Genomic DNA, 22054 nt, shown 5'->3' with positions numbered 1-22054 from the left:
GCTCGCGTCACGGGATCCCTCATTGCGTCCGGGATGACAACCAAGCGTTGGGGAACCTCCGGGCAAGTCCGATTTGTCATTCCGAACGCAGTGAGAGGCGCTTTACAACGGCGAAGCCGGTCAATCTGGTCGAATCAAGGGAGCAGATTGACCAGCTTTGCTGTTGTAAAGCGCCTCTCGCTATGCTCGAAATGACAGTTGTCCGGAGATTCCTTGGAGGCTGCCCTGACCGGCCGCGCCACAGCGTTCAGCGAACAGCGCTGCTGCGCGCATCCACCCACGGTGCCAGCAGGCGCAGCAGCCGCGGACGGCTGGACAGCAACATCGCCACCAGCAGGACCGAACCGGACAGGGTCATCAGCCAGACCAACACCGCCATCGACGCGTGGTCGGCCTTGAGGCACAACGCCAGCGACGATGCGGCGCCAATTGCGCCGGCCACGCGCAGGAGCTGCGCATGGCGGACGTCAAGCGCACGGCCCCACACCTGCGCCGCGTGCGCCGGCATCGCCAGCGCCAGCCAGCCCATGCCGGCGAAGCCTGCAAGCATCGCGGCCAGCAGCAGTGCCGTTGCGTGCGTGGGCTCAGGCATGCCTTGCCTCCGTACCCGTCGGGCAGCCCACCGCTGCGGCAGCGCGCAGCCGCAGCCGGCGCGCGGCAAATGCCGCCACCGTCGCGCAGGCCAGCAAGGACAGATCGACGCCGGCCACCGGCCAGTAGCCCGCCGCGAGCGTGCGCAGCAGGTGGTCGCCGGTGGTTGCCCAGTTCAGCAGAACGGCGGTCACGGCCAGCATCGCGATCGCAACGCTCTGCTCGCGCCACGCCGGGTTGGATCGCCCCTGTGCGACCGGCGCGCTGCGCCAGGCCGCATGCAGCAGCGCCAGCACCCAGGTGCCCCAGAACGCGTAGCGCTGCCAGTCGCCGCGACCGGCTATGTCTTCGGGCAGCAGCCGGTTGGCGACCAGGATGCCCAGCGCCGCCAACACCATGCCGGTGACCGACGCCACCGCCAGCGCATCGACCACGCGCGCGCCCTGGCTACCCTGTTGCGCGTGCTGGCGCTTGCGCTTCTCGACGAAGAAGATGAAGCCGGTGGCGATGCACACCGCGCCCGCCAGCCCGCCGAACACATACAGCCAGCGCAGCAGCCAGTGGCGGAAGTGCTGCAGGTGCAGGCCGGTGAGGAACTCGGCGACACGCGCGACCGGCGTCGCCGCCGGGTCCTCGCGGATCAGCTCGCCGCTCGATGCCTTGAAGTGGATGGCATCGCCGACCAGGGCGATGCGGTCGGTGCCAGCGCGATAGACGCTGACGAAGCCGTTGGCATCGCCCACGTGCTGCAGCCACAGGAAGCCGACTTCGCCGGCCTTGCCGTTCGCCTCCCAGCGGCGCCGGGCTTCGGCCACCATCGCGTCGACGTTGGCCAGTCCCGCCGCCACGCCTGCGCGCTCGTGCGGCAGGCCGGTCTCGCGCGCCTCCACCTGCGCATGCAGGTCGTGCAGCGCATGCAGCTGGGTATGCCCGACCGGGAAGTAGTACGTGGCCGCGAAGATCAGCAGGCCGGTGAAGGCGAAGAAGAAATGGAACGGCAGCGCCACCACGCCGGTGAGGTTGTGCAGGTCGAGCACGCTGCGCAGGCGCGCCTTGCCCGGCCGGAAGGTGAAGAACTCGCGGAACATCCGGCGATGCATCACCACGCCGCTGACCAGCGCGGCCAGCATCACCAGCGCCGAGAAGCCCACGATCCAGATACCCAGGTTCTTCCAGTCCAGGGTCAGTCCGTAGTGCATCGGATAGAAGAAGCCGCTGCCGACCTTCAGCTGGTCGACCGGCAGCAGCCTGCCGTCGCGCGGGTCGATGGTCACGTCGGCCCAGATCGCCTCTTCCGGGTCCTTGGCGTTGGGCACCTCGAAGCCCGCGAACAGCGCCAGCACCGGGTCGCGATGGGTTGTGTACGCACTCCAGCTCACCGGGGTGTCGAAGCGCTCCGGCATCGGCCCATCCACGCGCGGTCGCATCGCCTCGATCGCGGCGCGCGTGGGCTGCATGCGCTCGAAGGCCGGGCGCAGCACCTGCTCGAACGACGGCATCGGCTGCGCTTCGATACGCGTGGCCGGGATCGCCCAGCGGTCGATCTCGCGGTCGAACACCGACAGCGCGCCGAAGAAGAACGCCGCCATCAACACGAAGCCCAGCACCAGTCCGAACCAGGTATGCAGCCAGGTCATGGCCTGGCGGAAGCTGCTGAACATCATCTTGTCCTCCTTCAGACCAGTGCCCGCTGCACGAGCGAAGCGACCACCGACAGCAGCCCACCCGCACCGAGCAGCAGCATCCACGCCCGCCACGGCCGCTTTGCGGCGATCGCCCACAGGAACACCACCAGGAACGCCAGCACGCCCAGCAGGCTCGCCAGGAACTCGGCGTCGTGGAACCCCATCCCCGCCGCAAACATCAAGCTCGCGCCCGCGGCGACGAAGCCCCAGGCAAAGGCATAGCCGCCGATTACGGCGGCGCCAATGCGCGGGACGACCTGCAGTCGCGCTGCGCGGGGTTGCACGAACGTGGTGGAAAGCCGAGACATGCCCATCAGAACCGCCAATCGAAGCTCAGTGTGTAGTTCGCCGGCGCCCCGTAGTACCCGCTGTAGCGCAGCGTATTGATGTACTTCTCGTCACCGATATTGTTCGCATTGAGCCGCAGGCTCGCGTTTGGCAGGAAGTCCCAGGCCGCGAACGCATTGAGCACAGCATAGCTGCCCTGCCTTACCGTGAAGCCGCTGGCCTCGATGTTGGATATCGCGCTCTGCCAGCGCCCGCCAACGCCCAGAGACAGCGCCGGAAACGCCGGCAGGCGCCCGCTCAGCAGCAGGTTGGCCGTGCGACGCGGCACCCACGGATACGTGTCCTCGCCATTCAACCCGTCCAGCTTCAGCGCCGTGTAGCCGAACACCAGGTCCACGTCCTCGCCAAGCCTGCCCACTGCCTCGAACTCCACGCCTTTGGAGCGCACGTCCATGGGCACGTAGATCGACGATCCGAATTCGTTGTACTGCCCCGTCGGCGTCGCCAGCCCGGCCTGGTCGGCCTTGAACACCGCCAGCGTGGTCAGCAGGCGCTGGTCCAGCCAATCGGCCTTGATACCGGCCTCATAGTTCTCGCCCTTGCTGGCGTCGAGGTAGCGGTCGTTTTCATCCACCTGGTCCTGCGGCTGGTAGATGTCCGAGTAGCTGACGTAGCCGAGCACGCGCTCGCTGAAATCGAAGGTCAGGCCGCCGTAGGGGCTGGTGTGGCTGGTGGTCTGATCGAAGTCCAGGTCGTAGGACCTGCCGCTGCGACGGTAGCGGGCATGGTTGGCGCCGGCGATGACGGTGAGGCGGTCGCTGAGCGCGATCCGTGCCGCGCCGAATGCGCGCCCGAGGCGCTGGTCGAGTACCGAGTACAGCGACGGATCGCTCCAGTCGGGTTCGGGAATGGCATCGGCTGGATACGGGAACGCTGGCAGCGCGCCCCAGGCCGGGTCCGAGAAGTCGGGAACGCCCTGCTCCCAGCCATCCGTCTCGCTCTTCGCCAAGCTGGCACCGAACGTCACCTCCTGGTCGCGGCCGAACATCTGGAAGTGGCCGTTCACCGTGATCGAGCCCAGATGGCTGCTCGCCTCGTCGATGCCGCCCCACGGGTAACCGTACAGGCCCAGCCCGGTGGCCGGATCCAGACCCTCCGCAATGCCGTCGCCATTCGTGTCCTGCAGGAAGGCGTAGAACATCTTCTCGTCGCCGCTGCTGCGGCGATGGTTGTAGGCCAGCTTCAGCTGCCAGTCCTCGCCCAGCCGATGCGCGTATTCGGCAAAGGCCGTCTGGTTGGTCGTGTTCCAGTACGTCCAGTCCTGGGTGGTCGAGGCATTGGTCGGCCACTCGCGCTGCGTGCCATCGCTGTTCATGAAGGTCAGCGCGCCCCACATGATCCCGTCGGACTTGGCCCGCTGCCAGGAATAGCCGAAGGTCAGCGTGCCGTTCTCGCCCACCTGCCCGTCCACGACGCCGTACAGGAAATCGCGACGGTTGTGGTTGGCCTGCAGGTGGGTATCGCCGTCCTCGTGCGCTGCGACCACGCGTCCGGCCCAGCTGCCGTCGGCGGTGAACGGGGTCGAATAGTCGACCTCCGCACGCAGCGTGCTCCACGAGCCGTAGCTCAGCCCGGCCACGCCCTCGCGCTCGTTGGTCGGCCGCTTGCGCACGTAGTTGATGGTGCCGGCGGCATTGCCCACGCCGGTGAGCAGGCCGTTGGCGCCGCGGATCACCTCGACCTTCTCGTAGCCGAAGGCATCGCTCGCCCCGGTGGCGACGCCCCAGCTGTTGGGCAGGCCGACGCCATCGATCTGGGTGTTGAGGATGTCGAAGCCGCGCGCGCTGTAGCTGGTGCGGTTGGTCTCCCATTCGTCCACCTGCACGCCGGTGGCCAGGCGCAGCGCGTCGTTGACGCTGCGTGCGCCGAACTGGCGCATCTGCTCGCTGCTCACCACGCTGATCGACTGCGGCGTGTCCTTGATCGCCAGGTCGAGGTTGGTGGCGCCATTGCTGACGCGGCTGGCGCGCTGGGCGACCACCAGCACCGTATCGAGGTCGGTGGCGGTGTCCCCGCCTGCCTCCGCGTCCTGCGGTGCCGACAGCGCGGCGCCCGGCAACCAGGCGAAGGCAAGGGCCAGCGCCACGGCAAGACGGCCGGGCACCAGCAGGGAATCACGGGCGGCAGCGGGCCGCGCACAGGACAAAGACGGCGAAAGAGTAGGCATGTGGGAGACGGCAATGGGAGGAAGGCCCGTCTCGTTGACGGGAGCACCAGGATTGCCATTGCAAGGGAACTGGGCGATGCGCCCGTTTCCCGGTGGGCGCACCGGGACATGCGCCGGTCTGCGTATTGAATACGAATGATTCGTATTTGACAAGAGACGCCGGTGACCCGCCCTCGATGTCTAGGCGGACATGACGCGCCGCGACCCGCCGCGCACCTGGCTGTACTTCTCGATGGGAGTGCGGCGTCGGCACGATGACGCTTGCGACGCGATATTCACGGCGTGGACGGGCTGGCTGCTGACCTGAGCGCTTGCGCACGGCTTGGACAAAAATCTGACGAGACCCGGCCTGGTCCAGGAGCTGCCGTTCCCTATCCCGGCAACTTCGCCAGATTCCCTACCGAGTCTGCTTCCGGCCAATGCATACACTCAGGGGTCTGCCCTCCGACCGATGAAACGCAGCCCCACCCCCGGCTCGGTGCCGACATAGCGCGGTGCAGCGGCATCGTCGCCCAGCTTATGGCGCAGCTTCGCGACCAGGATGCGCAGATAGTGCGTGTCGTGCTGATGGGTTGGACCCCACAGTTCACGCAGCAGCTGCGGCTGGGTGACCACGCGACCGGCGTGCTGGACCAGCAGTGCCAGCAGCGCGTACTCCTTGCGTGCCAAGGCGACGGGTTCACCCTCGATCCAAACCTCGCGCCGCGAGAGGTCGACATGCAGGCGGCCGTCGTCGAACACCGGCTCCAGTTCACCGGGTGCCATCGCATGGGCACGCAGCAATGCGCGCACGCGCGCCATCAGCTCCTGCACCCCGAACGGCTTGGTGACGTAATCGTTGGCTCCGGCGTCAAGCCCGGCCACCTTCTCGGCCTCGTCGGCGCGCACGGTCAACAGGATGACCGGCACCGACGACCACTCCCGCAGCTCGCGCAGCACGTCGTGACCGTCGCGGTCGGGCAGGCCGAGGTCGAGGATCACGAGATCGGCGCCGTGCATGGCCAGAGCCTCGAGCCCGGCGGCCCCCGTCGCCGCGGTTTCAACCCGGTAGCCTTGCGCACGCAGGCTGATGTCGAGGAACCTGCGGATCTGTGGTTCGTCGTCGACGACCAGCACGCGCGGCGGCGGCGCGGAGGGGGTTGCATCGACTCCCGGGTCGGTCATGGAATGGGTTTCGGCAGCGGCTCGATACGCGGCAGGGTAATGCGGATTGTCGTGCCGCGAGCAGCGGGGCCGGGCAACGCCGCAACGCTGCCGCCGTGGGCGCCGACCATGCCCTGGCAGATAGCCAGCCCCAGGCCAACCCCCTGGCGACCACGATCGCCCCGCTCGACGCTATAGAACATGTCGAAAATGCGCTTGCGCTCTTCCTCGGGAATACCGGGACCACGGTCGGTCACATCGATCTGCAAGGCGCCATCGTCGATGCGACGGGCATCGATCGCGATCGCCTCCCCTTGCGGCGAGAATCTGGCCGCGTTCTCGATCACATTGAACAGTGCCTGCTCGAGCAGCGCCGGGTGCACCCAGATCGTCAGACCGGGTTCGAGCATGACCTCGAAACGCACGCTGGGCTCGTAGCGTTGCAGTCGCGCAACCGCCGAGCCGATGAGCTCGTCGACGCCGATCCAGTCGCGGTTGAGGGCCAGCTTGCCGTGGCCGAGGCGGGTCATGTCGAGCAGGTTCTGGATATAGCGGTCGAGCCGCTCGCCCTCCAGGCGGATCGTCTCCAGCAGGTCGTGGCGATCGTCGAGGCTCATCGCCTCTGCGTAGTGGTCGAGGCTGCTGGCGGCACCGATGATCGCGGCCAGTGGCGAACGCAGGTCATGCGAGACGGACGACAGCAGTGCCGACCGCAGCCGCTCGGTCTCGCCGCTGACACGCGCGTCCTCGAGGTCTGCGACCAGTCGCGTGCGCACGACGGCCTGGGCGATGTCGTCGGCCATCGCCTCGGCGAGGCGCAGTTGCTCCGCACCCAAACGAGGGGTGTGAGGGGGAAAGCGCAACCCGACTACGCCGTCCCCCGCGCCGTCGATTGCCAGTGGCAAGAACCACCATGCCGAACCCGACAGCGTGTCCGTGAAGCGCCCGGCCGGTTGCCTGTGCTTGCGCGCCCAGTCGGCTGCGGCGCGGCCCTTGTCGCCAACACCCAGGCTGTTGTCGTGATCGAGCGCCTCTTCACCAATGTGGACCAAGGCGTCGGCTCCCAGCGAACGCCTGAGCGCGTCGCGTCCGGCCTTCACCACCTGGCCCAGGTCCGCCGCGCTGGCGAGTTGCCGGCCGAGCGTCTGCAACGCCATCGCATGGGCATTGGATGCGCGCAATGCGAGGACCTGCATGCGCAACTTCGCCGCGAGGCGACCGGCGACCAGCGCCGCGACGAGGAACAGCAGTACCGTCGCCACACCTTGGCGCGCGCCGATGAAAAACGTGAGGCGCGGCTCGATGAAGAAGAAGTTGTAGGCGAGAAAGCACAGCCCCGCCGCCAGAACCGCCGCGGCCATGCGCGTGCGTGAGGCGACCACCACCACGGCGACGATGAAGACCAGTGACAGATCGGCGAGCCCGATCCAACGCTCGGCTACCCAGCCCAGGGCCGCAGCCATGGTCGTCGCCGCGAAGGCGAGGCCGGCATCGTTGCGGGTCATCAGTCCGGTGATGCTACGCAGGGATCGCCGTGCCTTTGCGCGCGCCTCCGGCGTGCTGACGATGGTGAGTTCGTAATGCGCGCCGCGCTGGATCAGCTGTTGGGTCAGCGTGCGATTGAAGATCCGCGCGAAGGGTCGCTCACGGGTGCGGCCGACGACGATCGCCGACGCGCCGCTGCGACTGGCGTGGTCGAGCAGCGATTCGACGATGTTCACGCCGCGCACGACTTCCACCTCGCCGCCGAGCCGCCGGGTGAGGGCGAACGCACGATCGAGCTCGAGCTGCTGTGCCTCGTCGACGACCGCGCCCGTCTGGACCGTCACCACCGTCCATGGCGCGTCGCGGCGCTCCGCCAGCCGGCGCGCAACGCGCACCAGGTATTCGGACTGCCCGCGGCCGTCGATCGCTACCAGCACGCGGCGGCGCAGCGCCACCCCCGGCAAGCCGCGCGCGGCCTGGGTCTCGCGCAGGTCACTGTCGACGCGGTCTGCGGCGGTTTGCATCGCCAGTTCGCGCAACGCGGCCAGGTTGCTCGGCGAGAAGAATGCCTGCAGCGCGTGTGCGGCCTGCTCTGGCACGTAGACCTTGCCCTGCTGCAGGCGCTCGATCAGTTCGCGCGACGGCAAGTCGACCAGCACGATGTCGCGCAGGCGGTCGAACACCACGTCTGGCACTGTCTCGCTGACGCGCACACCGGTGATGCGGTGAACGACGTCATTGAGGCTTTCCAGGTGCTGGATGTTGATCGTGGTATAGACGTCGATACCGGCATCGAGGAGTTCCAGCACGTCCTGCCAGCGGCGCTCGTGGCGGCTGCCGGGCACGTTGCGGTGAGCCAGTTCGTCGACCAGCGCAAGCGCCGGCCGACGCGCGATCAGGGCATCGAGGTCGAGCTCCTCGAAGTGGCGGCCCTGGTGGGCGATACGCCGGCGTGGCAGCAACTCGAGGCCCTCGACCAGGGCCTGGGTCTCGCTGCGTCCATGGGTCTCGACCAGTCCGACCACGATGTCGAGGCCGCGCCGCTGCAGCTCGCGGCCACGGGCGAGCATCGCGTAGGTCTTGCCGACGCCAGGCGCCGCCCCGAGAAAGACCGTCAGCCGGCCCGCGCCCTCACGGCGCAGCGCGTCGACCAGGGCATCGGCCTGGTGCTCGCGGTCTGGGGTATGGCGGCTGTCGCTCATGCAGCAATTGTGGCCTTCACAGCGTCGACGCCGCCAGCGCGATCATCGCAACGCGTCGAGCGCGAGGTTCAGGCGCAATACGTTGACGCGTGGCTGGCCGAGGACGCCGAACTGCGCCGCTTCGGTGTGCGCGGCCACCAGTGCGCCCACCTCGACGGGATCGAGTCCGCGCGCGGCCGCGACCCGCGCGATCTGTACCTGCGCGCCGCGCGGCGAAACGTGCGGATCGAGGCCGCCGCCGGACTGCGTGGCCATATCTCCAGGCACGTCCGCCGGCGCGATGCCGTCGCGCAGCGCCACCGCCGCGATGGTCGCGTCGATGCGGACGCGCAGGTCGGGGTTGCTGCGCGCCAGGTTGCTGCCGGCCGCGGCCATCGGGTCGTACCCGGCGGCCGACGGGCGCGGCTGGAACCAGCCTGCGCCCTCGAACGGCTGGGCGACCCAGACCGAACCGACCACGATGCCGTCGCGTTCGATCAGGCTGCCGGTGGCCTGCGCCGGAAACAGCATCCGGCCTGCGCCGGCGCCGGCCAGCGAGTAGAGCAGGCCGAATCCGAGCAGCACCACGGCGGCAAACAGGAATGCGGCACGGAAGGAGACGCGATCGTCGATGGATGCGATGGAGTTCATGGTTCAGATCTCGCGAGAGGATGGGGTCGAACGTCGGCAGACGCTGATGGGGATGGGTGACCGGGGCGACGGACGGGCCGTCAGACGCCCACCGTCGCCGCCAGCGCCAGGTCGATCAGCTTGATCGCCGCGAACGGCAGCAGCACGCCGCCGAGGCCGTAGACCAGCATGTTCCGCCGCAGCAGCTCGGCCGCCCCGGCCGGCTTGAAGCGCACGCCCTTCAGCGCCAACGGGATCAGTGCCGGGATGATCAGCGCGTTGAACACGAGCGCCGCCAGCACCGCGTTGCGCGGGCTCGACAGCTGCATCACGTCGAGCGCCGCCATCGACGGGATCGCCGCGGCGAACAGCGCAGGCAGGATCGCGAAGTACTTGGAGACGTCGTTGGCCAGCGAGAACGTGGTCAGCGCGCCGCGCGTGATCAGCTGCTGCTTGCCGACCTCGACCACTTCAAGCAGTTTGGCAGGATCCGAATCCAGGTCGACCATGTTGCCGGCTTCCTTCGCCGCCTGGGTGCCGGAGTTCATCGCCAGGCCGACGTCGGCCTGGGCCAGCGCGGGCGCGTCGTTGGTGCCGTCGCCGACCATCGCCACCAGCTTGCCGCCGGCCTGCTCGGCGCGGATGCGCGCGAGCTTGTCCTCCGGCGTGGCCTCGGCGATGTAGTCGTCGACGCCGGCTTCGGCGGCGATGGCCGCGGCGGTGAGCGGGTTGTCGCCGGTAATCATCACCGTGCGCACGCCCATCGCGCGCAGCCTCGCGAAGCGTTCCTTGACGCCACGCTTGACCACGTCCGACAGCTCGACCACGCCGAGGATGTGGCGGCCGTCGGCGACCACCAGCGGCGTGGCGCCGCTGCGGGCCACCTGGTCGACCCGCGCGGTCAGCTCCGGCAGCACGTCGCCGCCGAGTTCGCGGACATGGCGGGCGATCGCCTCGCCGGCGCCCTTGCGGATCGCGCGGTCCGGTTGCCCGTTCGCCCCGGGCAGGTCGACGCCGGACATCCGCGTCTGTGCGCTGAACTGCAGGTAGCGGGCATGCTCCGGATCGACGAGGACCGCATGCTGCTCGAGGGCCAGGCGCACGATCGACTTGCCCTCGGGGGTCGGGTCGGCCAGCGAGGAGAGCATGGCGGCATCGCGCAAACGCTCGCGGTCGACACCGGCCATCGGGTGGAATGCGGTCGCCTGGCGGTCGCCGAAGGTGATCGTGCCGGTCTTGTCGAGCAGGAGCACGTCGATGTCGCCGGCGATCTCCACCGCCTTGCCGGACTTGGCCAGCACGTTCGCCGACAGCGCGCGGTTCATGCCGGCGATGCCGATCGCCGGCAGCAGGCCGCCGATCGTGGTCGGGATCAGGCACACCAGCAGCGCGATCAGCAGCAGCGGGTCGAGCGTGGCGCCGACGAAGCCCGCCAGGAATGGCAGCGTCGCGACCACGATCAGGAACGTCAGCGTCATTGCCGCCAGCAGCATCGACAGCGCGATCTCGTTCGGCGTCTTCTGCCGGTTGGCGCCTTCGACCAGGGCGATCATGCGGTCGAGGAAGCTGCCGCCCGGTTCGGCGCTGACACGGATCACGATCTCGTCGGACAGCACCGTGGTGCCACCGACCACGCCCGAGCGGTCGGTACCGGCCTCGCGCAGCACCGGCGCGGATTCGCCGGTGACGGCCGACTCGTTGATGGTGGCCACGCCGCGGATGATCTCGCCATCGGCGGGGATGAGCTCGCCGGCCGACACGATGACCTCGTCGCCGCGCCGGAGCGCGGAGGCAGTGACCGTGGTCTCGGTGCCGTCCTCGAGCTTGCGCGCGACCAGGTCGCGGCGTGCCGCCCGCAGCGATGCCGCCTGGCCGCGGCCACGGGCCTCGGCCACGGACTCGGCGAAGTTGCCGAACAGCACGGTCGTGAGCAGGATCGCGGTCACCGCGATACCGAAGCCCAACGGTGCGGCCCCCGCTGCCGTGATCAGTGCGGCCAGCACCGTGCCGAGGAGCACCACGGCCATCACCGGGCTGCGGATCGCCTGGCGCGGCGAGAGCTTGCGGAAGGCCTCGAGGATCGCGATGCGGAGGCCGGGGCCGTCGAGACCGGCGGCGCGATCGCGACGGGGCCGCGGGGTTGTTGCGGGGATTGGCACAGTCTTGTCCATTACAGTCTTCCTCAGCGCGCAACGAGCGTCAGGTGGTCGCCGACCGGGCCGAGCACCAGCGCGGGCATGAATTGCAGGATGGTCAGCACCACGATCACCGCCACCAGGGTCAATGCGAAGGTCGGAGATTCGACCTGCAGCGTGCCGCTGCCTTGCGGTGCGACGCGCTTGCGGGCCATGAGGCCGGCCACCGCGAGGGGTACGATCAGCGCGGGGAACCGGCCAAGGGCGAGAGCGGCAGAGCAGGTGAGGTTCCACCAATGCGTGGCATCGCCCAGGCCCTCGAAGCCGGAGCCGTTGTTGGCGAATGCCGAGGTGTACTCGTAGAACACCTGGCTGATGCCGTGGAAGCCTGGATTGGAGTTGCCGGTGAACTGCGGCAAGGCCAGCGTGAGCGCGGTGAAGCCGAGCACCACCAGCGGCTGCAGCAGGATCAGCAGGGCCAGCAGTCGCACCTCCGGCGCCTCGATCCTGCGACCGAACAGTTCCGGCGAGCGCCCGGTCATCAATCCGGCGAGGAACACCGCCAGCAGCAGGTACACCAGGAACTGCTGCAGGCCGCAGCCGACACCGCCCCAGATCGAGTTGACCAGCATGTTGACCATCGCAACGCCGCCGGTGAGCGGCGCCAGCGAGTCATGCATGGCGTTGACCGAACCGTTGTTGACCTGCGTGGTGATGGTGGACCACAGGGCGGACGACTGGGCGCCCAGGCGCACCTCCTTGCCCTCCATCAGCGCGATGTCCGCAGACGTCGCCGAGTGCGCCTCGGACCAGAGGGCCGCGCCGGTCGAAACCACCGACATCAGCAGCATCGTGCCGAACACCATGCCGGTGAGCCGCCTGCGGCCGGTGAACGCGCCGACCATGAAAACGACCGAGACCGGGATCAGCAGGATCGCGAGCAGCTCGAGCAGGTTCGAGAACGGGGTCGGGTTCTCCAACGCGACGGTGCTGTTGGGGCCGTACCAGCCGCCGCCGTTGGAGCCCAGCTGCTTGGCTGCGACCATCGGTGCGACCGGACCGAGCGGGATCTTCTGTTGCTTCATCTCGACACTCGGGTCGAGCGGCGTCGCGGTGGGCCCGGCATCGAAGGTCGCGGGCACGCCCTGCGCCACGAGCAACACGGTCCACAACAGGCAGAGCGGCAGCATGAAGCGCAAGGTGGCGCGGGTGACGTCGACCCAGTAGTTGCCGAGGTCGCGTTCGGCCGTCGCCGATGCGGCGCTGGCGGTGGCGATCGGGGCCGGCGAAACGCCCGTCCCCTGCAGCGGCGCCGATGCGTCCTGCGTCGTCGCGGCAGGCGTCGCCGACGCCGCCGCCATCGCCTCGCGCCCGCCGAACAGGCCGCGCAGCGTCGCCACCACCACCGCCAGCCCCATCATTGGCGTCACCACCTGCAGGCCGACGATGCCGACCATCTGCGACAGATAGCTCAGCTGCGCCTGTCCCGAATAGTGCTGCTGGTTGGTGTTGGTCAGGAACGACACCATGGTGTGCAGCGCGGTGTCCCAACGCATGTTGGGGATGGCGTCGGGGTTGAACGGCAGCCAGGCTTGGGTCATGAACAGCGCCCACACCAGCAGGCCGAGCACCAGGTTGCTCAACCCGAACGCCTTGGCATAGCCACGCCATGACATGGCGCGCTCCGGTCGCGTGCCCAGGGCGCGATAGACGGCGCGCTCGACCGGCACGAACACGCCGTCCAGCCTGGACGGCGCGCCGCGCATCACATGCGCAAGATAGTGTCCGAGCGGCCAGGCAAGGCCGATCGCCAGTGCCAGGACCAGCAGTGTCTCGATCATTGGGTTACATCCATTTGGCGGTCAGGCGCGCTCGTCGTTCGAGCCGCTCAGAAGTCTTCGGGGCGCAGGATCACGTACAGCAGATACGCGGCGGCAAGCACCACCGCGACACCGCACACCATGGCAAGCCAGCCGTGCATCGTCCTGCTCCTAGAACGAGGCCTGCAGGGCCGCTTCGATGCGCGTGCCTGCAAGTCCGGGGAACAACGTCTTTGCCGATGCGTCGGTACCGTGCGCGGTCACGCGCAGCTCCAACGGCGCCTTGAACGCCCACACCGCACCGAGCTGGGCGTGCGAATAGCTGTCGCCGTAGGCATCGTCGAGGTCGTAGTGCGCGACTGCCGCCTCCAGGCGAAGCGCGTCGTTGACCGGGAACTTGCCGCCGAGCTGCGCATAGACGCCGTTACCGTCGCTGGCGAACACGTCCGGCGAAAACCCAACCGTCAGCCACCAGGCATCGCGCAGCGTGAGCGTGCCGACCAGCTCGGGATAGTCGAGCTCGGCGCGCGAACCCGGGTAATCGAACCAGGTCACGCTCACGTCGAGCGCCCAGTCATCCGCGAGGCTGCCGCCCCAGCCGAGCACGTAGTCGATCTCGCTGGACGCGCCAGTGTCGCCGGCGAACTCGACCGTGGAGCCCCAGACCGCGCCGTACAGGCCGGACGCGGCCGCGAGCCTGGCGCCCGCCTGCATCGCCGGATCGCCCTGCGTCTGGCTGATGCCGCGGAACACGTAGTCGGTGGTGAGCGCCGCGCTGCCGGTCAACTCGGCGGCGTGGGCAGACGCACCCTGGGTGGCGCTGAAGATGCCGGCACACGCGGCGAGGAACAGCGGAAGCGACGCTTCACGCTGGCGAAGCAGATGCAGGGACATGCGGGTTCCGGGACTGGCGACGAGGCCGAATTGGCCACGGCGCCAGTCTGGGACGACACCGCGTAAAGCCTCTATTCCGCGGAGGCTTTGATGCGTAAATTCAGCGTAAAGCCACTACTGTTACCGCCGGGCAAAGATCCGACTGTCCGCTTCGATCTGAACGGACCATCACGAGGCGTGCGCGACCAGGCTATCAAGCCGCCAGCATTCCCAGCAGCAGCAGGCCACCCAGGCCCACAACGGAATTCGTCATTTCCATCACCGCCCAAGAAGCAACGCCGGCTTCATCGACAGGCTGAAGAACTCCTTGAACATCCAGGACGCTGGGTCGTTGACGTGCGACCCGAACACGCTGCCCGCGCCCATGCGACGGTCCGCTTATTGAATACGATGAGTCGTATTGCACGATTCATCGCCACCATTCATGGCCTCTGAAAGCCGCGGAGTGATGGCTTGTCGCACTCCGGCGCCGTCGCGTGCAAACGTCGCGACGGGTCGACGGATGTTGGCAGGCCCATCCGGAGAGCAGCCCTTGAACCCGGGCGCGCAGGGCCGCGCGCCCGGATCCGGACCACAGATCGCCCGACACCGACTACCTGGGCACGATTTCCAGCGCCTCCACGATGGCGTTGTCGTCCAGTCGCCAGACCTTGACCGTATGGCGGCCAGCCGCGAGCGCGTCGAAGTTCGCGGAAAGATCCACACGGTTCTCCGTCACCGCCTGGTACCAGTTCCGCTGTTGCGGCGTTGACGCGCCGCCGCCCGTGGCTTCGAGTGCGGACACCAGCGTCTGCACGGCGCCGTCATCGATCGACACGCCGATGCGAACGCCGCCACCGCCCGTCGTATCCAGGGTTGGCGCGAGCCGGAGGCGGACCTCGACACCGCGGTTCTCCGGAAGGATGACGTCGTACTCGACGCGTGGCGCGCTCGGCGGCGCCGTTGTCGGTCGCCCCTGGGGCAGCGTCACCAGGCCCGCGCGGGACTGGCCCAGATTCTGGATCGGGGTCCAGGCCAGGCCGTCGGCTGCCACGTTGCGCGCGAAATCCGCCGCCTCGATGGCGATGACGCCGGGCACGGTCTCGGGATCAACGAAGACCGCCTCGGCGTCGCGCATCTTTTCCGGGACATCGCCGGCGGTGCGGATCAGCACAGGTGGATTGTGCTGCGTGGGATCGTTCCAGATGACGTAGTTCATGTGGACCTGCGACATCATCTGGTCCCACTTGCCGTCATTGAGCGCGTGGTATTGCCGCGTCAGTTCGGCATCGCGCGCGTAGGCGCGCTCGGCCAGTTCAAGGAAAACGTTGCCGCGCGGATCGAACTGCGAAGCGAGACGATGGTTCCACGCGGTCGCGTAATACATCTCGTAGAGGTTGGACACCGCCAGGATCGGATACTCGACCAGCTGGAAGAAGGCCGCTTGCGCGTCCCCACCGACGCGTGGACGCACCGCATCGAGCTTGGCCACCAGCGCGCGCCAGTCCTCGACCACGCCGCTCCATTCGCCACGCACCAGCACGTCCGGACGGATCTCGCCGAGTGCATAGGTCTTCTCGTCCACCAGCTCCGGCTTGCGCCGGGCCGAGAGCTTCGCGTACAGGGTCAGCAGCTCTCCCACCTCGGCTCCGAGGTCGGCGCCGAATTGTTGCGTCGCCCAGACTTCCGGATAGGCCGCCAAGGCTTGCGGCGTCATCTTCTCCGGTGCCCAGGCCATGTCCATGAAGAACTCGAGCGGGTACTCCAGGGGCTTGATGTCACCGACGTTCGCGATCCAGATGTTTCGCGCGCCACGCGCGTGGGCCAGATCCATCTGCTGCCAGATCTTCTCGATCTGGTTGGTATTGATCCACTTGTAGTTGCGCGGCACGCCGACGTAGTCGAAGTGGTAATAGACGCCGAAACCACCCTCGCGATCGAGGTCGCGGGTCGGCAGCCGCCTGATCTGTCCCCAGTTGTCGTCGGAGAACAGCAGGGTGACGTCGTCCGGCACGGTCATGCCTTCGTCGTAGTAGTCCTGCACTTCCTTGTACAAGGCCCACATCTGCGGCGTCTGCGAGGCGGGCTTGCCGGTGACCTCCTCGATCAGCGCGCGCTGGTCGGCCACGATGGACTGGAGCAGATCCGTCGCCGTGCCTTCGCTCATCGGCGCGTCGCCGTCGCCGCGCATGCCGACCGTCAGCAGATTCTCGTGGGGGTCCGTGCCGTCCGCGCCCTTCATGCGCTCGAGCCCTCCTTTCCAGAAGGCGCGCAGGTTCTCGGCATTGGTCTGGTAGTTCCATTCGCCGCCGGTTGAAGGATCGTCTTCGAGGCGGTGCCACTCAGATTGCGCCCGGGTCAGCGGCTCGTGATGGGAGGTGCCCATCACAACCCCCATTTCGTGGGCGACACGCGCATTGTCCGCATCGTCCAGGTGGAAGGCCTTCGGTGCCCACATTGCAGGCCAGAGGTAGTTGCCCTTCAGCCGCAGGAGCAGTTCGAACACGTGGGCATACATCTCGGCATTGATCCCGCCAAAGCGCTGCTTCGCCCAGCCGCTGAAGGCGGGGTCCTCATCGTTGATGAAGAAGCCGCGGTAACGCACGCCTGGCCTGTCGGTTCGTGCACCGGCAGTGACATGGACCACGGATCGACGCTGCACCGGCACGTCGGCGAACCAGTACCACGGGGTAACGCCAATCCGCTCCGACAGATCATAAGTGCCGAACACTGCGCCACGGCGGTCGGAGCCGACGACCACCAGCGCACGCTGCGTGCCGGGCCAGGGCTGATCGACAACCGCGACCTGGTAGGCCTCCCACTGCGCCGTGATCGGATCGAGCTCCAGCTTGCCTGCAGCAACGAGTCCATCGATCAGCGCACTGTCACCCGCCACGCCGATCAGCACCAGCGGGCCCTTGGCCTGGCTGGCGTCGGTCAGCACCTCTGCACGGCGACTGCCTACGCGCCCGAGGTCTTCGGCGAAGTTCCCTGCCACGTGCCTGACCGCGGAGTCCGCGTTGACGTCGATCAGCACGGTCGCGGGAACGCCTTGCGCGATAAGGGCAAGGCTGCCCTCCGTGTCGCGATCGCAAACGGATGCCGGCGTATCGCAGGCGACGGCGAGCCCTGGACCCAACAGGCAGCACAGGGTCCCCAGGAATGTCAGCAGGTGCTTGTGTTGCATTGTCGTGCTCCGTTTTCAGATCCGCCGCTACGCGGCTGCGGCCTTGCTTCAGGCAAACAGGTGGCCGTCAGCCCACCAGCATTTCAAGGACCAGCACACCTGCCAGCCCCACGATCGAGATCGTCGTCTCCATCACCGTCCATGACGCGAACGTCTGCTTCATCGACAGGTTGAAGAACTCCTTGAACATCCAGAACGCCGAGTCGTTGACGTGCGAGCCGAACACGCTGCCCGCGCCCACTGCCAGCACCATCAGTTCCGGCGAGGCGCCGGTGGTTGCGATCAGGGGGCCGACGATGCCTGCGGCGGTGATCACCGCCACCGTGGCCGAGCCGATCATCACCCGCAGCAGTGCGGTGGCCAGCCAGGCGAACACCAGCGGCGGCATCTGCCACGTGCTGCTGAACGATGCGATGGTCGCGCCCACGCCGCTGTCGACCAGCACCTGCTTGAACACGCCGCCGGCGGTGATGATGAGCAGGATCACGGCGATGCCGGAGATGGCGGCGTTGAGCCATTTCGTCTGCGTATGCAGGTCGACGCCGCGGCGGTGGCCGAGCCACCAGAACGCAACCAGGGTCGAGAGCAGCAGGGCAACCGTGGGATTGCCGAGGAACAGCAGCGCGGACCGGGTGATGCCGTCGGGCAGCAGGCCGTCGGCCGCCACCGACAGGCCGATCAGCAGCACCGGCGAGAGTGCGATCAGGAACGAGCTCCACGTGCCCGGCAGTTCCTTGTGCCCGGTGCAGGACGCGAACAGGTCCAGCAGCGGCGGGTTGATGTGCTGCATGCGGCGGCCGAGGAACGGCCCGGCGATGATCACGGCTGGAATCGCCATGAGAATGCCGTACAGCAGGGTGACGCCCATGTCGGCGCCGAAGGCGTTGACCAGGATCACCGGCCCCGGATGCGGCGGCAGGAAGCAGTGGGTGGTGCTGAGCGATGCGACGGTGGGGATGGCGAGGTAGAGGATCGGCAGCCCGGTCCTGCGCGCCAGCGAGAAGATCAACGGCACCAGGATGATGAAGCCGGCATTGAAGTACAGCGGGATGCCGACCAGGAAGCCGGTGAGCAGCAGCGCCCACTGGATGTTCTTCTCGCCAAAGCGCGTGACCAGGGTGTTGGCGATCCTCTCGGCCGCGCCGCTTTCTTCCAGCACCTTGCCCAGGACCGCGCCGAGCACGATGACCAGGGCCAGGCCGGCGAGCGTGCTGCCGACGCCGTTGTCGATGGTCTTGAGCAGCTCCTGCGGCGACATGCCGAGCGCCAGGCCCATCGGGATGGCGACGATCAGCAGCGACAGGAACGGGCTGAGCTTGCGCGCGGTCAGGAAGATCTGCAGCGCGATCGCCGCGGCGATGATCAGAAACATGGTCATGCGGTGCGCCCTCCCCGGCGGCTGGGTGGATCCTGGGTGGTTTCAATCGTGTGAGGCGGTGGGTGTCTTGCCGGGTTTGGGGGCAAGAGCAGATCCCTCACTTTGTTCGGGATGACAATGTGGAGGTTGTTTGGGATGACAATTTTTGATTGTCATTTCGAGCGAAGCGAGAAATCTCGCCACTCATGTGCCCGCGTCGCGTGCAGCGCTGCCGTGTTCCTTCGCCAGCGCCTCGCGCCCAGCGCGCAGCGTTTCGATGATCGCGTCGACGTCGTACACGCAGCCGCCCCAGGTGCCGCCGCCGGCGTCCTGCAGCGCGGCCCACAGGCGGGTGTCGGCGGGCAGGCGCGGATGCGGGGCGATGGCGGGATGCAGTTCGCGTGCGTCGAGCAGTGCGGCCGCCACGACCGGTTCAAGCGGCGCGTCCGGGTCGCAGCCGACGAAGTCGATGCGTCCTTCCAGCCGGCCGCGATCGATCTCGATGCGGACGATGTCGCCATCGCGCAGTCGCCCGATCGGACCACCCGCAAGCGCCTCGGGACCGACATGGCCGATGCAGGCGCCGGTGGACACGCCGGAAAAGCGCGCATCGGTGATCACCGCGACGTGCTTGCCCCAGGGCAGGTGCTTGAGCGCGGAGGTGAGCTGGTAGGTCTCCTCCATGCCGGTGCCGGCCGGGCCGCAGCCGGCCAGCACGATGACATCACCCGCCACCACCGCGCCCTCGCCCTTTGACTTGATCGCGCGGATCGCGTCGCGCTCGCTGGCAAACACGCGGGCGCGGCCGCTGTGGCGATAGACGTTGTCGGCGTCGACAACGGATGCGTCGATCGAAGTGGCCTTGATCACCGCGCCTTCCGGCGCGATGTTGCCGCGCGGGAACACCAGCGCGCTCGACAGCCCCGCCGCACGCGCGGCATCCGGCCCCATGATGACGTGCGCGGGATCGACACCGTCGAGTTCTTGCAGGCGCTCGCGCGCAATGCGGCGCGCGTCGCTGCGCTCCCACCAGTCGAGGTTGTCGCCGAGGCTGCGGCCGCTGACCGTCGCCACGTCGAGATGCAGCAGGCCCATGCTTCGCAGGTGCAACATCACCTCGGGCACGCCGCCGGCCATGAACACCTGCACGGTCGGATGATGACGCGGCCCGTTGGGCAACGCATCGACCAGGCGCGGGGTGGCGCGGTTGGCGCGGATCCAGTCGTCGACCGTGGGACGCTCGACACCAGCCGCGTGCGCGATCGCCGGCACGTGCAACAGCAGGTTGGTCGAGCCGCCGAACGCGGCGTGCACGACCAGCGCGTTGTCGAATGCCTCGCGGGTGAGGATCGTCGACATCGCCCTGCCCTGCCCCGCCAGCTGCATCAGCGCCAGCGCCGAGCGGCGCGCGAGGTCGAGCCAGACCGGTTCGCCCGAGGGCGCCAGCGCGCTGTGCGGCAGCGCCATGCCCAGCGCTTCGGCAATCACCTGCGAGGTCGCGGCCGTGCCGAGGAACTGGCAGCCGCCGCCGGGCGAGCCGCAGGCGCGGCAGCCCATCGCCGCCGCGTGCTCAAGGTCGATCAATCCATGCGCGAAGCGTGCGCCGATGGTCTGCACCACGGCGGTGTCTTCGGCGTCGCGCGCCGGCAGGGTCACGCCGCCGGGCACGATCACGCCGGGCAGTTCGCTGCAGCCGGCCAACGCCAGCATCATCGCCGGCAGGCCCTTGTCGCAGGTGGCCACGCCCAGCACGCCCAGGCGCGTGGGCAGCGAGCGCACCAGGCGCCGCATCACCATCGCCGCATCGTTGCGGTAGGGCAGGCTGTCGAACATGCCGGTGGTGCCCTGGGTGCGGCCGTCGCAGGGGTCGCTGCAGGCGACCGAGAACGGCAGGCCGCCCTTCGCTGCCAGGGTCTCTGCCGCGGCGCGCACCATCTGGTCGAGTTCCCAGTGGCCGGTGTGCAGGCCGAGTGCGACCGGCTTGCCGTCCGCGGCGCGCAGGCCGCCCTGGGTGCTGAGGATCAGGTACGGGTCGCGTGCGACTTCGGATGCGCGCCAGCCCATGCCGGCGTTCTGGGTCATGCCGAACAGGTGGCCGCTGGGTGCATCGCGCAGGGTGTCGGCGTCGATCGGCAGGCTGCCGGCAGGGCCTTCGCCACTGGTGCGGGTGTGCAGGAGCGAGGTGCCGTCGCCGAAGATGGGGTCGAAAGAGGTAGTGGTCATGGTTGCCCCTCTTGGTCGAGGCAGTGGCAATTATTCGCGTTGGGCAGGGCGCGCGGGATCGGGTTCGATGCTTCGGTGCGCCCCCACCCCGGCCCTCCCCCGCAGGCGGGGGAGGGAGCGGAGCGGGAGATCGGGCAGCCAACGATCATTCGGCCGGGTTCTCAAGGACGAGGCCGTCGATGTCGATGCGCACCACGTCGCCGCTGCGCAGGGTGAAGTCTTCGCCGGGGACGATGCCGGTGCCGGTGAACAGCAGGGCGCCTGCGGGCTGGCGCAGCTCGCGGAACAGCCAGCCGGCGAGTTCCTCCAAGCGACGCTTGATCTGCGAGCTGCGGGTCTCTCCGGAGAACACGGATGTGCCGCCGCGCAGGATCTGCAGCGAGATCGGCAGGTCGCGCAGCGCATCCGCATCGCACAGGCGGATGCCCGGGCCGATCGCGCAGGAGCCGTCGTAGACCTTGGCCTGCGGCAGGTACAGCGGGTTCTCGCCCTCGATGCTGCGCGAGGATACGTCGTTGCCGGTGGTGTAGCCGACGATGCGCCCCGTCGAGTCGAGCACCAGCACCAGCTCGGGTTCGGGCACGTTCCAGCTGCTGTCGGCGCGCACGCGGATCGGCGCGCCAGGGCCGCAGGCACGCCAGCCGGTGGCCTTGAAGAACAGCTCGGGCCGCTCGGCGCTGTAGACCTTCTGGTAGACGTCCGCGCTCTGCGACTCGGCCTCGCGCGCCATGCGGCTGCTGAGGTAGGTCACGCCGCTGGCCCAGATTTCCTGCGCGTCGTCGACCGGCGCAAGCAGCGGTGCATCCGCCGCTTCATCGCCTGCATCGAGCGCACCGGCGGCTTCACCCGGCGCGAGCGCCAGCCAGCGCGAGAGCGAGAATTCGCGCGGCAGGTAGTGGCCGTCAATTGCCCAGCGCGGGCCGTCCGTGGTGGCGTGTCGGGTCAGCAGTGGGTGCATCGGTGTTGGCTCCGTGGGGCAGTGGGTGGAAGCGTTTCGGGATCACGCGCGCCGGGGAACGTGGTGTACGAACGCGAGCGCGATTGCGCGGCCACGGTTGCGCGTGCAACTTCAAAGGTGCCGCGCCGCGATCGTGTGCAGCGCTTATGATGCGGACGCGGCTTGCGACAGAGGCCGCCCGCGCGCGCACCATGCGGCGCACGCGCCACGCGATGGCGACCGGCTTGCGCATGCAGGCCGGCGCTGCTTCCGACACTTCCAGACAGGACAT

The 22054-nt window shown here is 68.3% G+C and carries 16 protein-coding genes; 1 reads left to right on the top strand and 15 read right to left on the bottom strand.

All coding sequences use genetic code 11. From position 1 onward, the window contains the following. Window positions 1–247: 247 nt before the first annotated feature. The 11 genes from ACW5DW_RS05045 to ACW5DW_RS04995 all read right to left on the bottom strand — a co-directional run bounded on the left by ACW5DW_RS05045 (window position 248) and on the right by ACW5DW_RS04995 (window position 14079). Complete coding sequence (locus ACW5DW_RS05045) at window positions 248–592, bottom strand: DUF3325 domain-containing protein (RefSeq protein ID WP_457017666.1); 345 nt, start codon at window positions 590–592, stop codon at window positions 248–250. After that, entirely contained in the window at window positions 585–2255 is a 1671-nt protein-coding gene (locus ACW5DW_RS05040) for a PepSY-associated TM helix domain-containing protein (protein ID WP_457017665.1), read from the bottom strand. Before ACW5DW_RS05040 ends, ACW5DW_RS05045 begins: the two co-directional genes overlap by 8 nt. An 11-nt stretch (window positions 2256–2266) precedes the next feature. Further along, entirely contained in the window at window positions 2267–2584 is a 318-nt protein-coding gene (locus ACW5DW_RS05035) for an iron uptake protein (protein ID WP_457017664.1), read from the bottom strand. 5 nt (window positions 2585–2589) lie between these two features. Next, entirely contained in the window at window positions 2590–4728 is a 2139-nt protein-coding gene (locus tag ACW5DW_RS05030) for a TonB-dependent siderophore receptor (RefSeq protein ID WP_457017662.1), read from the bottom strand. A gap of 492 nt (window positions 4729–5220) precedes the next feature. Next, window positions 5221–5955, bottom strand: a complete 735-nt coding sequence (locus ACW5DW_RS05025; protein WP_457017661.1) for a response regulator — start codon at window positions 5953–5955, stop codon at window positions 5221–5223. Then, window positions 5952–8621 (bottom strand): ATP-binding protein, encoded by a 2670-nt coding sequence (locus tag ACW5DW_RS05020; protein WP_457017660.1) that lies wholly within the window; start codon window positions 8619–8621, stop codon window positions 5952–5954. The genes ACW5DW_RS05025 and ACW5DW_RS05020 overlap by 4 nt, the downstream gene beginning before the upstream one ends. 42 nt (window positions 8622–8663) lie before the next feature. Beyond that, a complete protein-coding gene (gene kdpC, locus ACW5DW_RS05015) occupies window positions 8664–9251 on the bottom strand; it encodes a potassium-transporting ATPase subunit KdpC (RefSeq protein ID WP_457017659.1) in 588 nt (195 codons plus the stop codon). Between the two features lie 80 nt (window positions 9252–9331). Next, the gene (kdpB, locus tag ACW5DW_RS05010) at window positions 9332–11401 is read right to left on the bottom strand and encodes a potassium-transporting ATPase subunit KdpB (RefSeq protein WP_457017658.1); all 2070 of its coding nucleotides are present in this window, start codon (window positions 11399–11401) and stop codon (window positions 9332–9334) included. A gap of 11 nt (window positions 11402–11412) precedes the next feature. Next, the gene (kdpA, locus tag ACW5DW_RS05005; protein ID WP_457017657.1) at window positions 11413–13206 is read right to left on the bottom strand and encodes a potassium-transporting ATPase subunit KdpA; all 1794 of its coding nucleotides are present in this window, start codon (window positions 13204–13206) and stop codon (window positions 11413–11415) included. A gap of 47 nt (window positions 13207–13253) precedes the next feature. Further along, window positions 13254–13346 carry a potassium-transporting ATPase subunit F gene (locus ACW5DW_RS05000; RefSeq protein WP_457017656.1) on the bottom strand — a complete coding sequence of 31 codons (93 nt, stop codon included), beginning with the start codon at window positions 13344–13346 and terminating at the stop codon, window positions 13254–13256. A gap of 10 nt (window positions 13347–13356) precedes the next feature. After that, window positions 13357–14079: a TorF family putative porin gene (locus tag ACW5DW_RS04995; protein WP_457017655.1), complete on the bottom strand. Its 723-nt coding sequence runs from the start codon at window positions 14077–14079 to the stop codon at window positions 13357–13359. Window positions 14080–14169: 90 nt separating this feature from the next. On the opposite strand from ACW5DW_RS04995, the gene ACW5DW_RS04990 reads away from it, so the two are divergent. Further along, window positions 14170–14514: a hypothetical protein gene (locus ACW5DW_RS04990; protein WP_457017654.1), complete on the top strand. Its 345-nt coding sequence runs from the start codon at window positions 14170–14172 to the stop codon at window positions 14512–14514. Window positions 14515–14671: 157 nt separating this feature from the next. On the opposite strand, the gene ACW5DW_RS04985 is transcribed toward ACW5DW_RS04990, so the two are convergent. The 4 genes from ACW5DW_RS04985 to ACW5DW_RS04970 form a co-directional block, all read right to left on the bottom strand. Next, a complete protein-coding gene (locus tag ACW5DW_RS04985; protein WP_457017653.1) occupies window positions 14672–17245 on the bottom strand; it encodes a glycosyl hydrolase 115 family protein in 2574 nt (857 codons plus the stop codon). Between the two features lie 67 nt (window positions 17246–17312). Beyond that, a complete protein-coding gene (locus ACW5DW_RS04980; protein WP_457017652.1) occupies window positions 17313–18623 on the bottom strand; it encodes a GntT/GntP/DsdX family permease in 1311 nt (436 codons plus the stop codon). Window positions 18624–18806: 183 nt separating this feature from the next. Continuing rightward, window positions 18807–20825 (bottom strand): YjhG/YagF family D-xylonate dehydratase, encoded by a 2019-nt coding sequence (locus ACW5DW_RS04975; RefSeq protein ID WP_457017651.1) that lies wholly within the window; start codon window positions 20823–20825, stop codon window positions 18807–18809. Between the two features lie 145 nt (window positions 20826–20970). Beyond that, window positions 20971–21783: a fumarylacetoacetate hydrolase family protein gene (locus tag ACW5DW_RS04970; RefSeq protein WP_457017650.1), complete on the bottom strand. Its 813-nt coding sequence runs from the start codon at window positions 21781–21783 to the stop codon at window positions 20971–20973. Window positions 21784–22054 lie beyond the last annotated feature (271 nt).

This window comes from Luteimonas sp. A482, assembly GCF_054072655.1.
The sequence above is the reverse complement of the archived record's forward strand: the minus strand, read 5'-3'. Positions and strand labels throughout refer to the sequence as shown.